13 protein-coding genes are annotated in these 16,187 nt (G+C 33.4%); 12 read left to right on the plus strand and 1 reads right to left on the minus strand.

Features of this window, described 5'->3' with window-relative positions:
• Positions 1-166: 166 nt before the first annotated feature.
• The 6 genes from JS605_RS05390 to JS605_RS05415 all read left to right on the plus strand — a co-directional run bounded on the left by JS605_RS05390 (position 167) and on the right by JS605_RS05415 (position 8,234).
• Positions 167-3,619 (plus strand): DUF4175 family protein, encoded by a 3,453-nt coding sequence (locus JS605_RS05390; protein WP_203256624.1) that lies wholly within the window; start codon positions 167-169, stop codon positions 3,617-3,619.
• Positions 3,612-4,022: an rRNA maturation RNase YbeY gene (gene ybeY, locus JS605_RS05395; RefSeq protein WP_203256625.1), complete on the plus strand. Its 411-nt coding sequence runs from the start codon at positions 3,612-3,614 to the stop codon at positions 4,020-4,022. Before JS605_RS05390 ends, ybeY begins: the two co-directional genes overlap by 8 nt.
• 83 nt (positions 4,023-4,105) lie before the next feature.
• Positions 4,106-5,977, plus strand: a complete 1,872-nt coding sequence (gene mnmG / locus JS605_RS05400) for a tRNA uridine-5-carboxymethylaminomethyl(34) synthesis enzyme MnmG (RefSeq protein WP_203256626.1) — start codon at positions 4,106-4,108, stop codon at positions 5,975-5,977.
• Between the two features lie 100 nt (positions 5,978-6,077).
• Positions 6,078-6,629 carry a hypothetical protein gene (locus JS605_RS05405; RefSeq protein WP_203256627.1) on the plus strand — a complete coding sequence of 184 codons (552 nt, stop codon included), beginning with the start codon at positions 6,078-6,080 and terminating at the stop codon, positions 6,627-6,629.
• Complete coding sequence (locus tag JS605_RS05410; protein ID WP_203256628.1) at positions 6,619-7,455, plus strand: class I SAM-dependent methyltransferase; 837 nt, start codon at positions 6,619-6,621, stop codon at positions 7,453-7,455. The genes JS605_RS05405 and JS605_RS05410 overlap by 11 nt, the downstream gene beginning before the upstream one ends.
• 260 nt (positions 7,456-7,715) lie before the next feature.
• Positions 7,716-8,234 carry an OmpH family outer membrane protein gene (locus JS605_RS05415; RefSeq protein ID WP_203256629.1) on the plus strand — a complete coding sequence of 173 codons (519 nt, stop codon included), beginning with the start codon at positions 7,716-7,718 and terminating at the stop codon, positions 8,232-8,234.
• Positions 8,235-8,293: 59 nt separating this feature from the next.
• Here the strand turns inward: JS605_RS05415 and JS605_RS05420 are convergent, their stop codons facing one another.
• A complete protein-coding gene (locus tag JS605_RS05420) occupies positions 8,294-9,742 on the minus strand; it encodes a vWA domain-containing protein (protein ID WP_203256630.1) in 1,449 nt (482 codons plus the stop codon).
• A 240-nt stretch (positions 9,743-9,982) separates the two neighbouring features.
• Between JS605_RS05420 and JS605_RS05425 the strand changes: the two genes are divergently transcribed.
• The 6 genes from JS605_RS05425 (at position 9,983) to JS605_RS05450 (ending at position 16,183) form a co-directional block, all read left to right on the plus strand.
• On the plus strand, positions 9,983-12,358 hold the full coding sequence (locus JS605_RS05425) for a TonB-dependent receptor (RefSeq protein ID WP_203256631.1): 2,376 nt from the start codon (positions 9,983-9,985) through the stop codon (positions 12,356-12,358).
• 37 nt (positions 12,359-12,395) lie between these two features.
• Positions 12,396-13,241, plus strand: a complete 846-nt coding sequence (locus JS605_RS05430; RefSeq protein WP_203256632.1) for a DUF4249 domain-containing protein — start codon at positions 12,396-12,398, stop codon at positions 13,239-13,241.
• A gap of 19 nt (positions 13,242-13,260) precedes the next feature.
• Complete coding sequence (locus JS605_RS05435) at positions 13,261-13,914, plus strand: GIN domain-containing protein (RefSeq protein ID WP_203256633.1); 654 nt, start codon at positions 13,261-13,263, stop codon at positions 13,912-13,914.
• Between the two features lie 108 nt (positions 13,915-14,022).
• Positions 14,023-14,565: an RNA polymerase sigma factor gene (locus JS605_RS05440; RefSeq protein ID WP_317194120.1), complete on the plus strand. Its 543-nt coding sequence runs from the start codon at positions 14,023-14,025 to the stop codon at positions 14,563-14,565.
• Positions 14,566-14,571: 6 nt separating this feature from the next.
• Complete coding sequence (locus JS605_RS05445; protein WP_203256634.1) at positions 14,572-15,114, plus strand: hypothetical protein; 543 nt, start codon at positions 14,572-14,574, stop codon at positions 15,112-15,114.
• Positions 15,095-16,183, plus strand: a complete 1,089-nt coding sequence (locus tag JS605_RS05450) for a hypothetical protein (protein WP_203256635.1) — start codon at positions 15,095-15,097, stop codon at positions 16,181-16,183. The genes JS605_RS05445 and JS605_RS05450 overlap by 20 nt, the downstream gene beginning before the upstream one ends.
• Positions 16,184-16,187 lie beyond the last annotated feature (4 nt).

The raw sequence follows: 16,187 nt of genomic DNA on the forward strand, positions 1-16,187 counted from the left end.
TAGTTATGCTAGGGATTGGGTCATGAAAGCCTGCCTGCTTCCCCGATAGGGAAATGCCAAAAGCCTGTATTAGCACTATTTTAACGCATTGTATAAATTGAAGTAGAAATTAAAATTGTAGTTTAGTAGTTTAAAGCCTTAAAAGCATTGAGTTTAACCCCAAATCATGGATAATTTTAAAAACATACAGCAAAAATTAGAACGGTTTATAAAACGATACCACACCAATGAATTGGTTAAAGGTGGTATTTTGTTTTTTGCCATAGGCTTGTTGTATTTTTTAGCAACACTACTTATTGAGCATTTTTTATGGCTAAATACCACAGCTAGAACAGTGTTGTTCTGGCTCTTTATACTTGTAGAATTGGGTTTACTCTTTAAGTTTGTGGCCATACCATTGGCTAAGTTGTTTAAACTGAAAAGAGGTATTAACTACGAAATGGCTGCTAAAATTATTGGCAAGCATTTTCCTGAAGTGGATGACAAATTGTTGAATGTAATTCAACTAAAAGAACGTAGTGAACCATCAGAACTTTTATTGGCAAGTATCGACCAGAAATCTTTGGCTTTACATCCTATCCCGTTTAAATTGGCGGTTAATTTTAAGCAGAATATACCCTATTTAAAATACGCGGTTATTCCAATCATTATTTTACTGTTAGTTTATGTTACTGGTAATTTTAATTGGTTTAGCGACAGTTACAAGCGTGTTGTGGATTATAAAACAGCTTATGAGCCGCCTGCGCCGTTTCAGTTTTTTGTAGTTAATGAAACTTTAAAAGCCATAGAAGGGAAAGATTTTAAATTAATGGTAAAAACCACAGGAGATGTGGTGCCAGAAAACGCACAATTAACCTATAACGACGAAACGTATTTTTTACAACAAACTGGAGTTGGTGCTTTTGAGTATGTGTTTTCTCAACCACAACAGCCTATAACATTTAATTTATCTGCCAACGAAGTAAACTCTAAGCCTTATAGATTAGAAGTTGTAGAGGTGCCATCGTTATTGGGTTTTAAGATGGTTTTAGATTATCCAAACCATACCAAAAAACAAGACGAAATCTTAAAAAGTACAGGTAATGCTGTCGTGCCAGAGGGTACAAAAGTAACGTGGCAACTGCAAACGAAATCTACTGATGAGGTGCATTTATATGCTAAGGATACACTAGCATTTGTTTCAGATAAGGCGGGGGTTTTTGAAACTTCCAAAAGCCTATACAGAGACTACAATTACACACTGAGTACCAGTAACAAGAATTTGAAAGATTATGAGAATTTGTCGTTTACTATTGATGTGATTAAGGATGATTTTCCCGAATTAAATGTACAAATGAAAGTGGACAGTTTAGATTTGCAAACGCTATACTTTTATGGACAAATAAGTGATGATTATGGCTTGAGCAAACTACAACTGGTGTATTATCCATCTGATGATGAAAGTGATAAGAAAATAAAGGAGCTACCCATAACAACTTCTAATGTACAAGATTTTATAACTGCATTTCCTGATAATTTAGAGGTCAAACCTGGCATTCCATATCAATTATACTTTCAAGTATTTGATAATGATAGAGTTAATAAGTTCAAGTATAAGAAAAGCTCGGTGTTTACATATCGTAAGCGAACTCTAGATGAAGAACAAGAAAAGCAATTACAAGAGCAAGGAGAAACTATAAAGGATTTAAATAAATCGCTTAAAAAGTTTGAAGAGCAAGAAAAACGCCTAAAAGAATTAACCAAGACAGGTAAAGAGAAAAAGAATTTAAGTTTTAATGACAAAAAGAAGTTGGCATCATTTTTTAAACGCCAGAAACAGCAAGATGAGATGATGAAAAACTTCAACAAGAAATTAAAAGACAATCTTGAGGAGTTTCAGAAGGAAGAAAAAAAAGAAGATCCATTTAAAGAGGACTTAAAGAAGCGTTTGGATGATAACGAAGAACAGCTAAAAAAGAATGAAAAGCTGTTGGAGGAGTTAGAGAAACTACAAGAAAAAATTAATAATGAAGGGCTAATTAAAAAACTTGAAGAAGTTGCCAAACAGAATAAGAATAAAAAACGAAGCTTAGAGCAATTGTTAGAATTGACCAAGCGATTTTATGTTGAAAAGAAATTAGAGAAACTTGCAGACGATTTAAAAGAATTATCAAAAGAACAAGAAACACTCTCTAAGGCTTCAGAAAAGGAAAACACTAAGGAAAAGCAAGATGCTATAAATGAGAAGTTCAATGAGTTTCAAAAAGAAATGGAAGCTCTCGAAAAAGACAGCAAAGCATTAAAAAAGCCTATTGATATTCCTCGGGATAAACTGGACGAAAAGGAGGTGCAAAATGAACAACAAAATGCCTCTGATGAATTAAAAGAGAAAGAAGCTGTAGAGCAAAAGCAAAAAGAAGAAGGTACAGAGAATGAACAAAATACATCAACTAATCAGGAAAAACAACAAAATCATCAAAACGCTCAAAAAAGTCAACAGAAAGCAGCTCAAAAAATGAGAGAAATGAGCCAAAATATGCAAGGGGCTATGCAAGCGATGAGTGGCGAACAAATGCAAGAAGATATGGAAATGTTGCGCCAGATTCTAGACAACTTAGTATTGTTTTCATTTGATGAAGAAGCGTTGATGGAACAGTTTAAGGCTATTGATGTTAACCACAATAAATACGCATCATATTTAAAAAGGCAAAGCTACCTTAAAGAACACTTTGAGCATATAGATGACAGTTTATTTACACTTTCCTTAAGACAACCCAAAATGTCTGAGGTTATTAATAAAGAAATCTCTGAAGTGTATTTTAATATAGATAAGGCGTTAGAGCGTTTAGCAGAAAGCCAAATATATCAAGGTGTTTCAAACCAGCAATTTGCTGTTACGGCCACTAATAATCTGGCGGATATGTTAAGTGATATTTTAGACAACATGCAAGAAAGTATGAGTATGTCCATGGGTCAAGGTCAAGGAGACATGCAATTACCAGACATTATTATGAGCCAAGAACAGCTCAACAAAATGATGCAACAAGGGATGAAGAAAGGACAGAAAGGAAAGCCAAAAGAAGGTAAGGGTAAGGAACAGGGGAAAGGAGAGAAACAAGGCGATAAAGGCAAAGAAGGGCAAAAAGGAGACAAAGGACAAGAACAGAATGGTAAAGAGGGACAAAATGGAAAGCAATCAGGAGGAGAAGGAGAAGGTACTAACTTTGATGAAGAAGGTTTGTTGTACGAGATTTACCAAAAACAGCAACAACTCCGCGAGGCTTTAGATAAGCGTTTGGAGAAAGAAGGTAAAGGTGGTATTGGCGATAGATTGTCGAAACAAATGGAAGACATTGAATTAGATTTGTTAAACAAGGGTCTCACCAATGAAACACTTCAAAAAATGACTAACTTAAAACATCAACTGTTAAAATTAGAAAATGCTACCTTTCAACAAGGCCAGGAAAATAAACGTGAATCTGAAACCAATAATAAGGAGTTTAATAATAATAGCAACAGTCAAATCCCAACAGCTAAACAATATTTTCAAACTACAGAAATATTAAACCGACAAGCTTTACCTTTGCAGCAAGTTTATAAAAAGAAAGTGCAGCAATATTTTAAAAAAGCTAATGATTGATTTCAATTACGAAACAGATTTCAAACTCAATAACGAAACACTAATATCTAATTGGATTGCTAATACAATTGCTTCAGAGGGGTATAAGCTAGATGCCATAAATTATGTGTTTTGTGATGATGATTATCTGCATAAGTTGAATGTTGAATTTCTAAAGCATGATACATTAACAGATATTATTAGCTTTGATTATTCTATAGGAAAAATAATACAAGGAGATGTTTTTATTTCTATTGATCGGGTTGTTGACAATGCCAAAGATTTTCATGTTTCTTTTGAAGAAGAGCTACATCGTGTTATAATTCATGGTGTATTACATTATTGTGGCTATAAAGATAAAAGTGAAGAAGAGGCCAATGAAATGAGAGCTAAGGAGAACTACTATCTTTCTGTTTTAGAGTAGAGTTAAAGATTTCAGTGTATATTTGCAAACCAAAATTTATAAAATGTTCCACGTGGAACATTGTTTAATGAAAAAGATAAATCATGTTTAGCGATCATTATGATGTAATAGTAGTTGGTGCAGGACATGCTGGTAGTGAAGCTGCTGCTGCTGCTGCCAATATGGGCAGTAAAACATTGTTGGTAACCATGAATTTGCAAAACATTGCACAGATGTCATGTAACCCAGCTATGGGAGGTATTGCTAAAGGACAAATTGTTCGGGAGATTGATGCTTTAGGTGGTTATAGTGGCATTGTATCTGACACATCTGCTATTCAATTTAAAATGCTGAATAAATCCAAAGGACCAGCAATGTGGAGTCCAAGGGTACAAAGTGATAGAATGCGTTTTGCAGAAGATTGGAGATTGCTTTTAGAGCAAACACCAAACTTGGATTTCTATCAAGAAATGGTTTCGGGATTGCTAATCGAAAAAGACAGCGTTGTTGGTGTTAAAACGTCTTTGGGTGTTGAAATAAAATCTAAGACCGTAGTGCTTACCAATGGTACTTTTTTAAATGGTTTAATTCATATAGGAGATAAGAATTTTGGTGGTGGCAGAGCAGGGGAAAAAGCTGCAACGGGAATAACGGAACAGCTGGTTGATTTAGGCTTCGATTCTGGCAGGATGAAAACAGGAACGCCTCCCAGGGTAGATGGAAGATCGTTGGATTATTCTAAAATGATTGAACAACCGGGAGATGATAATCCAGAAAAGTTTTCCTATTTAGACATCACAAAACCGCTGGAAAAACAAAGGTCGTGTCATATGTCTTATACTAGTCCAGAAGTACATGATTTATTGCGTGAGGGTTTTGATAGGTCTCCAATGTTTAATGGTAGGATTAAAAGTTTAGGGCCAAGGTATTGTCCGTCTATAGAAGACAAGATAAATAGATTTGCAGATAAAGACAGACATCAATTATTTGTGGAGCCAGAAGGGTGGAATACAGTTGAGGTTTATGTAAATGGCTTTTCTACCTCATTGCCAGAAGATGTGCAGTTTAAGGCGCTACGTTCTGTGGTTGGTTTTGAAAATGTGAAATTCTTTAGGCCAGGTTATGCTATAGAATATGATTATTTTCCGCCTACGCAATTAAAACATACATTAGAAACAAAGCTTGTTAGTGGGTTGTATTTTGCAGGACAAATTAATGGTACTACGGGTTATGAGGAAGCAGCATCTCAAGGATTAATGGCAGGGATTAATGCGGGTTTAAAAGTTCAAGAAAAAGATGCTTTTACATTAAAAAGGGATGAGGCTTACATAGGAGTTTTGGTTGATGATTTAATTACAAAAGGTACGGAAGAGCCCTATCGTATGTTTACTTCGAGGGCAGAATATAGAACATTATTAAGACAGGATAATGCTGATTTAAGGTTAACACCAAAAGGATATACATTAGGTTTGGCTTCAGAAAAACGCCTAAAGCGTATGGAAGAAAAACATGAAGCAGCTGAAAAATTTGTGTCGTTTTTTGAGAACCAAAGTGTAAAGCCAGAAGAGATTAATCCAATTTTGGAATCGAAAAAATCATCGCCTGTAAAACAATCTGGTAAGCTGTTTAAGATTTTTGCAAGACCAAATGTAGAGATGAACGATGTTAGGAAAGTAGCGTCTGTTGAGGCTTATATTCAAGACAATAATTTAGACAGGGAAGTGATAGAGCAGACAGAAATTCAAGTAAAATATTCTGGATATATAGCAAAAGAAAAGAACAATGCGGATAAGCTAAACAGATTAGAATATGTAAAAATCCCAGAGAATTTTGATTACTCACAAATAAAATCTATGAGTTTTGAAGCGCGAGAAAAGCTAAAAAAAATACAGCCAACAACAGTATCTCAAGCTTCAAGAATTAGTGGTGTGTCTCCTAATGATATTTCTGTATTATTGGTATACATGGGGCGTTAGTTTCTTTTGAAAACAATAATTTTTCTTAATAAATTTCATAGATGTTCCACGTGGAACATTTAATATTTTCTCTGTCTTATATCATATTTCTATGAAAAAAATGACTTCAAAATTATTGCTCATGCTACTGCTTGGATTTGTTTCTTGCAGTAAAAGTGGTAGTAACATTGATATAGCAAAACAGTATTATAGCGTCTTAAATAATTCAAATTATTCTGAAGCAAAACGCATTTTAGAAGATAGTATACTAACCACAGAGATTGCTTATAAGAAGGTGTTTTTAAAAACAGATTATATAGAATTCTTAAAATGGGATGCTGTTTTTAAACCAAAATATGAGGTTTCCAACATGGAAGAAAACCATGGGACTGTTAAAGCCATAGTTTCTAAAATAGATAAGAGAGTTCTTTTTTTGCATGAATCTCCTATAATATACAAACAGATAATTCAGTTTAAAGAGGATAAGATTTATAGTGTAGAAACTCCAGAATACATTAATTTTAACGATACTATTTTTAGTAGAAATAGAAAAAAGCTTTTAGGTTGGATTAAAAAAAATCATCCAGAATTGGATGGGTTTATCCATGATCAAACTAAAGTAGGCGCGTTAAATTATTTAAAAGCAATTAACCTGTATAGTGATGCCCATTAATGTAAAAGACTTTTCTGTTTCTGGAGAAAAATTCCGGTTAGAAGAAAACTTAGAGTTTGGTTTTTTAGAAACCACACCTCAACCACCTCCAGATAAATTAGCAGATTATTATGAGAGTGAGGATTATATTTCTCATACAGATGCTAAACGAAACCTGTTTGAAAAAGTATACCATTTGGTAAGAACTATTTCTTTAAAAAAGAAATTAAACTTAATTAATTCTTTTACTTCAAAAGAGAAAAAATTATTAGATGTTGGTTGTGGTACAGGCGATTTTTTACAAACAGCCAAAAGAAATAATTGGGAAGCTTTTGGCATTGAACCAAACACACAAGCAAGATCAATAGCCAATACAAAAACTGGAAATTCGGTTTATGAGACTGACCAACTATCAAAGTTCGAAAGACATAGTTTTGATGTTATTACACTTTGGCATGTTTTAGAACATCTACCAGATTTAGAAGCTCAGATAAGCACTTTTAAAACTTTATTGAAACCAAACGGAACATTGGTTATTGCAGTTCCAAATTATAAAAGTTACGATGCTACACATTACAAAGAATTTTGGGCTGCTTTTGATGTGCCTAGGCATCTTTGGCATTTTAATCGTGATGCGATGTCGAATTTGGTTTCTAAATTTAATTTTAAAGTTATAAAAACCAAACCTATGTGGTTTGATGCTTTTTATGTGAGTATGCTTTCTGAAAAATATAAGTTTGGAAAAATGAATCCTATAAAAGGATTCTTAATAGGCCTGTTATCAAATCTTAAAGCTCTAAGCTCCAATGAAGCTTCTTCATTGATTTATATTGTAAAAAATAGTTAATTTAATACAGCGCGCATTTTTCATGAAGCTTTAAGCTTTAAACACCGTATTTGCAACTCTATTTTTTAAAGTCTCTTAAATCGCTTTATTTGAGCTTATTTTTAATAGAATTTAATTATAGATTTTTAAATCAGTAATAATTTTTGATTATAAGTTAAATTCAAACCAATTTCGGTTTTCTTTTTCACATACTTTATTACATTTGTGCGACTTGAAAAAAATGATTCAAATTAAAAACCAAAAACCAAAAACCAAAAACCATGAAACATATATTTTACGCTGTAATGCTATTGATGATTTTAGCATCATGCCAAAAACCAAATAAAATTGGTTATGTAGATAACGGTACCGTGATTAATGATATTCAGGAAAAGAAAGATCTTGAAGAAAAATTTAAGGCCAGAGAAAAAGTTTTTAATACACGAAGGGATAGTATGGTTAATGCGTATCAATTAGACTTAAAAGAAGCACAGATAAAAGCTAAAAGAATGTCTCAAGCTAATCTTCAAAAGTTATCTCAAGAGATTCAGCAAAAAGAACAATTATTATCTCAAAGAATTCAGCAAGAACAACAAGCCATACAACAAGCCTTTCAATCAGAAATAGATACGTTGATTGTTAAAGTAAAAGATTATGTAAAGGACTACGGTAAGAAAAACGGATACACTTATATTTTAGGCACTAGTGATGCTGCAGCGTCAGTACTTTATGGTACTGAAGAAAATGATTTAACACAAACGATCTTGGATAACTTAAATGCGGAATATAAGAAAGAATAGAGTATAGTAAAATTTATTTAGAACACTGGTAATCAAATTATTACCAGTGTTTTTTGTTTCTAATTATTCCAATGTGTAACAAGTTCTATAAACTCCTGTCTAAATCCATTAGGATCAAAGCTAGTAGCACCACTAGCCAAATCAATTACCATTTGTTTAGAAACGTTTCCTTTATATTCTGAATTCTTCATGAGTAAACCAAACCCTGTAACTGCAGTAGCAAAATTCATGTTTTCAGATATTATAGCGTTACTAGATTCCTTAATTTCGTGTGCTAAAGGGATGCTTATTTCAGTATTTGGTTTTTTATACCTAAAGTCAAATGTAGCATAAAGCGCTTCAGTATTATCTTTTAATACCACTTCATAAAGTGCTGTAATAGTTTGAGAAGAACCAATTTCGCCTGCATCCTCAGTGTCATCTTCAAAATCTTCATTTTCTAAAGCTCTATTTTCATACCCAATTAAACGATAGGAAGAAACTTTATTTTCGTTAAAAGTTACTTGAATTTTAGAATCTTTTGCCACAGTATATAACTTTCCTAGTTCATAAGTAAAAACCTTTTGAATCTGTTTTGCATTATCTATATGCTCGTAATTACCATTACCTTTATTTGCAATCTGCTCCATACCATAATCGTTTAGATTTCCGCCTCCAACACCAAGTACAGTTAGATAAATACCCGTTTTTCGTTTTTTTTCTATAAGTTCTACAAGTGCTTCAGTAGAGGATGGACCAACATTGAAATCGCCATCAGATCCTAAGATAACCCTATTGTTACCATCACTAATAAAATGTTCTTCTACTATTTTATAGGCGGTAATAATACCCTCAGCTCCTGCTGTGCTACCTCCAGCACCTAGTTGATCTATGGCTTGTTTTATTTTATCTTTTTCACTCCCAGATGTTGATGGCAATAATACACCTGCACTCCCAGCGTAGGTAACAATAGCAATTCTATCATCATCCCTAAGATTATCTGTTAAAGTTTTAAATCCTGACTTTAAAATACCCAATTTATCTGGAGAACTCATAGAACCAGAAACATCAATTAAAAAGACATAATTAGAATTTGGAAGTTCTGATTCTGGAATGGTTTTACCTTTCATACCTATGCGTATCAAGTGATGATCTGTATTCCAAGGACAGATGGAAACTTCAGAATTCAAACCGACATTATCTCCATTTTGAGGTTCAGGATAATCAAATGTAAAATAGTTAATATACTCCTCAATTCTTACTGAAGCGACAGGTGGGGTTTGTCCTAAATTTAAAAAGCGTCTCATGTTGGCATAAGAACCGCCATCAGCATCAACCGAAAATGTAGACACAGGGGCTTCACTAGTTGAAATAAAGGGATTTTCTCCATGATCTTTATAATTTTCTTGAACTATTGGTTCGGGGTTATAAGCCGAAAGTTCATGCATAGATACCTTATCTAAAGGAGAACATGCAACAGTAATTATTAGTAAAGATAAAAAGGATGAGATTGCATAAAGGTTTTTCATAGCGAGGGTGTTTTAAAGTTTAATAAAAGTGAATTGCAATATGTCTTTTAGATGTAGCATGTAAGAAATGGTTGCGTTAATTGCTTAATGAATTTTTTGATTTAGAATACATTAGACCGCATTTTAAAAAAAATCAAAAGACAATGCAACCTTTCAATTTTTAATCTGTCAATACCAATAGAATCAATCATCAATCAAACTAAGCTGAAATAGTTCAGCATTATAAAACGAACAGATCAAATGAAAATTATGTTACTAGGGTTATGCCTGTTTCTAGGCATGACGGCAACTGCACAAGACACGTTTAGTATTCGTGGTACAGTTAAAGATGCCAAAAATGGAGAAACAATATTAGGAGCTACCGTTTTTTTTAAAGGCACCACAAATGGAGCCGTTACCAACAGTTACGGCTTTTATTCACTTACAGCTTCAAAGGGTAATTATACGGTAGTAGTATCGTATATGGGTTATGAAGAGATTTCAAAAGAAATTAACCTTAACCAAGATCAAGTTCTAGATTTTGAACTTACGGAAGCAACGCATCAATTAGATGAAGTTGTCGTTACAGCCGAAGAACCAGAGCGCATTAGTATTAAGAAACCACAAATGAGTGTTTCAAAACTCAATGCTTCTACCATTAAACAAATACCCGCAGTATTGGGAGAGGTAGATGTGATTAAATCCATTCAAATGTTACCAGGTGTTACAAATTCTGGAGAAGGCACTGCGGGCTTTAATGTAAGAGGAGGGGCTGCAGACCAAAATTTGGTATTACTTGATGAAGCCATTATTTATAACACATCTCATTTTTTTGGCTTCTTTTCAGTGTTTAACAATGATGCAATAAAAAATGTAAAGCTTTACAAAGGAGACATTCCTGCAAAGTTTGGAGGACGAGTATCTTCAGTTTTAGATGTACACCAAAAGGATGGTAATAGTAAACAGTTTGAACTCAATGGAGGCATAGGTTTAATTTCAAGTAGGCTAACTGCTGAAGCACCGCTGTTTGGAGATAAAGGGTCTTTTTTAATCGCAGGTAGAAGCTCTTATGCCCATTTACTTATGAAAGCCATCCCGGAAGTAAAAGATGATAAAATATCCTTTTACGATCTAAACTTAAAAACGAATTACACAATAAATAAAAACAACAGGCTATTCCTCTCAGGGTATTTTGGAAGAGATGTTTTCGATTTATCTAATATTATTAGAACTAACTATGGAAATGCCTCTGGAAATTTAAGATGGAATCATGTATTTAACGATAAGCTGTTTTCCAATTTATCCTTAATATATAGCAAGTACGATTACCGTATTATACTTGATTTTGTGGAGTTGGATTGGATTGCAGACATTAAAAACTATAATATTAAATACGATTTTGGGTACTATCTCAATGATAAAGTAAAGGTAGATTTTGGTGTTAGTACCATTCTTCACAATTTAAATCCTGGAGAAGTAAAACCAACAACAGAAAGCTCTCCTGTAAACCAATTAAAGTTAGAACAAAAGCGAGCTTTAGAAAATGGTATTTATGCCAGTGCAGAACATCAAATTTCAGATAAACTTACTTTAAATTACGGACTACGCTACAGTAGGTTTAATAGACTTGGCGGACAAAATATTATGAATTATGCAAATAATAAACCCGTTGTATATAATGAAACATTAGGCATTTACGAAGAAGGAGAAGAAACAGGCGAAACTTTTTTTAAGAAAAGCGAAAGTATAAAAACCTATGATAATTTTGAGCCTCGTTTGGGAATGTCCTATCAATTAAATACATCTTCTTCCGTAAAAGCAAGCTATACAAGATCAACCCAATATATGCATTTACTATCCAATACCACTGCTGTAACACCGCTAGATGTATGGACGCCAAGTGGAAGATATATTAAACCCCAAAAATCACATCAATATGCAGCAGGGTATTACAAAAACCTAAAAGACAACATCTTCTCTTTAGAAGTAGAAGCGTATTACAAGACTGTAGACAATAGAATTGATTATGTAGACGGTTCAGATTTAATAGGGACTAATACCATTGAAACTGAAATTTTAAATGGCGAAGCCAGAGCCTATGGTTTAGAATTTTTATTGAGAAAAAATAAAGGACGCTTTACGGGATGGTTGGCCTACACTTTATCAAAATCAGAACAAAGAACACCAGGAGGGATTGCTGGTGGGTTAGGTATTAACGATGGCAAATGGTACAATACCCCTTTTGATAGAACTCATGATGTATCGATAACAGGAGCATATAAACTAAATGACCGATGGAAATTTAGTGCTAATGCGGTTTACCAAACAGGACGACCTGTGACATATCCAGATGGACAGTACACTTATGAAGGTTTATCTATAGCTAGTTTTTCAGATAGAAATGCCAGCAGATTACCAGCATATCATCGCTTAGATATATCAGCAATTTATAGTCCGAAAAAGAATTTGAATAGAAAATGGAAAGGTGAGTGGGTGTTTGGTATCTACAATGCCTATAACCGTAAAAATGCAGCCTCAATCAGGTTTGTTCAAAATGATGACACAGCAGCAAATGAAGCAACACGAACAGCTATTTTCGGTATTATACCATCGATAACATATAACTTCAAATTTTAATCTTGAATACCCTTATGGGTACTAAAAACAAACAAATATGAAACCATATATAAAAATACTTTCAATATTATTTTTAATAGGATATACATCCTGTGAAGATGTGATTGATGTGGACGTTCCAACAGCTGCTCCAAGACTAGTTATTGAAGCTTCCTTAGATTGGCAAAAAGGCACAACAGGTAACAACCAAATCATAAAGTTAAGTACATCTACCCCTTATTTTGAGAACACTGTAAACTCAGCAGTTACGGGAGCTTCAGTAAAAGTAACAAATAACAATAATAATATTGAGTATACTTTTGAGGACCAGAATAATGGCACGTACACCATCTCTAACTTTGTTCCCGTAATAAATGACAGTTACACCTTAGAAATTACATACAATAATGAAACCTATCGTGCTACAGAAACCTTAAAATCGGTATCGCCAATAAAACGCGTAGAGCAATCCGTAGAAGGTGGCTTTGATGATGAAGTTTTGGATGTTTCCATTTTTTGGGATGACCCAGTCGATGAGGAGAATTTCTATCTCATAAAATTTATGGAAGAAGGTATTTTTTTTCCAATTTTTGAGGACTATCCAGATGAATTTGTAAACGGTAATGAACTCAATACTTTTTTTGAAAAAGACAGAGAAGATGATGATGACCAAGCTGAATTTAATCCTGGAGATACAGTTAAATTCACCCTATATGGTATCTCAAAGCAGTATGATAATTATATAAGCCTGTTAATAGAGCAGTATGATAGCGCAGGAGATCCGTTTAGTACTATTCCAGCAAAGCTAAAAGGTAATTGTATTAACGTAAGCACACCAGAAAATTATCCTTTAGGCTATTTTAGGTTGTCTGAGTTTGATACCGTAACCTATACTTTTCAATAACAATTAAAAACATAATATCATGAAAACACAGTATATATTTTATCTGCTTTTAGCCTTTTGTATGGGGTTAACCTCATGCTCAGTAGATAGTATAAAGGCGTCTGACACTATCGTATCAGAAGAACGCATGGTTTCAAATTTTAATGAAGTTGACGTTTCAAGTGATATAGAAGTAGTTATAAAATACGGCACACAACAATCTGTTAAGATAACCACAAGCGATAATATCATAAAAAATGTAACTACAAGCGTAAGTAACGGTAGACTAGTTGCAAGATTATCTGGCAATATTAGGCGGTTAACAGAGTTAAAATTAGAAATAACCATTCCAACCATTTCAAGATTAATACTATCAGCCGATAGCTTTGGAAGCTGTACTGGATTTGAAAACTTAGAAACGTTCCAACTGAATGTTTCCAGTGATGCTTTTATTGTGCTTTCAGGCTCAGCAAATAGTATGAATATAGATGCCAGTAGTGATGCCAAGGTAGAAGGGTTCGATTTTGAAACTAAAACATGTAATATAAATTGTTCTTCAGATGCTACAGTTTCTATAACTTGTACTGATGCTTTATCAGGTTCTGTAAGTAGCGATGGCATAATATTTTATAAAGGAAATCCAACGGTAAATGTATCTACAAGCAGCGATGGCGCAGTAATAAATTCAAATTAGAAAGATGCTGATATTAAATAAATTGTAACTTTCATGCAACCTTTAAAAATTTCTATTGTCTTTAAAAATAGAAACTAAATCCAAAACCGATTTCACAACCAAAACGCGGTGACAAACCAAGTAGTTTTTACACATAAAGAGCTTGTAGAGAAGAGCAAATTGGGCGACCGAAAAACGCAATACAAATTGTATTCGCTTTACGTTAATGCTATGTTTAATGTGTGTGTAAGAATGGTAAAATCTAAAGAAGATGCCGAAGATATTTTACAAGAGAGTTTTGTTGAGGCATTTAAAAACCTAAACAGTTTTAGATACGAAAGCACCTTTGGTTCTTGGTTAAAGCGTATTGTGATAAACAAAAGCATCAATCATTTAAAATTAAAACGCGTGCCTTTGGTGGCCATGGATGATTATGATAATTGGATTCCAGAACAACAAGAAGATGAAGATATTAAAGAAGAACAACTTAATGTAGATACCATAAAAATAGCAATAAAGCAGCTCCCAGAGGGCTACCAGACCATAATCAATTTGTATTTAATTGAAGGATACGATCACGTTGAGATAGGAGAAATTTTAGGCATAAGCACCTCAACTTCCAAATCCCAATATCACAGAGCAAAAAAGAAACTAATAGCATTAATGCATTGAAAGCCAATGGACAATTTAAAAAAATACACCAGTAAGCACCAGGCTAAATTTGATGATTTCGATTTAGACGAAGTAGACAAACTAAGGCTTTGGGGCGATATTGTTTCAGAACTACCAGAAAAGCCAGTTAAGGTTATTCCGTTATGGAAAACAACACCATTTAGAGTGGCGGCTAGCATTATACTATTGGTTGGTTGTACGTTCTTTTTCTTGCTATCTGGTGGGCAAGATCCAGAACAACAAATTGTGAATCAAGAACTACAGGATATTGATAGCCACTATCAACTACTGGTAAATAATCAAGTAGAATTAATTAAGAATAGTTTGCATTTATCAAGAGAAGACCAAGAAGATTTCTTGTTGTTAATAGACGATTTAGATGCAGAATACAACAAATTAAAAGGGGAGCTAAAATTAGGCATCAACAATGAAAAAATTATTGAAGCTATAATTAGTAATTACAGAAAGAAGATTAAACTCATGGAGGATTTATTAGAACGATCATATCCAGTTAAAACCGATTTTGAAGATGAAGCAATTACATTATAAAATATCATTTTTTCTTGCCATCATGCTGTTTTCAAGTATGGTATATGGGCAAGACAAATTAAGTAAGGAGATTAAAAAAACGGTTCCACTTACAAATGATGGGGCTTTATACCTAGAAAATAAATACGGCAATGTATTCATTAATGGTTGGGATAAAGATTCTATTAAGTTTGAAATTTCAGTAGAAGTAAAAGGAAAGAATTTAGAAAAAGCAAAAGACCTTTTAAAGCGCATTAATCCCGATTTTATAACCACAACATCACAAGTGGTTGTAAAAACCGAGATCACAGAAAAAAACGCGTCATTCTTCAATAAGTACATTAAAAAAATAGGACCGTTAAATAGTGAAAAAGCAAACTCAGACATCAATTATAGTATTTACCTACCTAGGAAAGCAGCCATAGAGGTATACAATAAGTATGGCGATATTATAATTTCAGATTGGGATGGTAAATTAATAGCCGATGTAGAGCATGGCGATTTAAGGATAACGGATGATGTGTTAGAGTCAAAACTATCAGTAAAATACGGAAAACTAAGAGCGAATACGTTAACTAAAACAAATATTACAGCAAAAGATGCAACCATTTCTTTTGAAAAATCTGAAACCTTAAAATTAGATGCCGATGGCGCAACAATAAGTTTGGTAGAAGTTGGAACATTAGACATTAATTCCAATAAAGATGATATCGAAATTAATAATGTAAATACTATTCACGGTACTATAAAGTATTCGCAAGTAACACTAACGAATATATGGTCTAAAGTGAATTTAAGCTTAAATCTTGCAGAGTTGCGTTTAAAGAAATTTGGCATCAATGCACCTGTTGTAAATTTGCATCAAAAATCATCAGAAGTATATGTAAATATCTCTAAAACTAATTTTAATTTTAGTGCAGAATTGGAGCAAGGCGTACTTAGAATACCTAAAACAATGAAAGACATTAATAGCAAGGTATTGGATGAAAAAAATAAGATAAGACAAATAAGAGCCACTTACGGCGATGGTAATCAAGGTATTTTTGACCTCACTGGGTATAAAGGCATTATCATATTTAAAGAACTTTAAAAAT

Origin of the sequence: Hyunsoonleella ulvae (assembly GCF_016827605.1) — a bacterium.
GTDB classification, from domain to species: domain Bacteria; phylum Bacteroidota; class Bacteroidia; order Flavobacteriales; family Flavobacteriaceae; genus Jejuia; species Jejuia ulvae.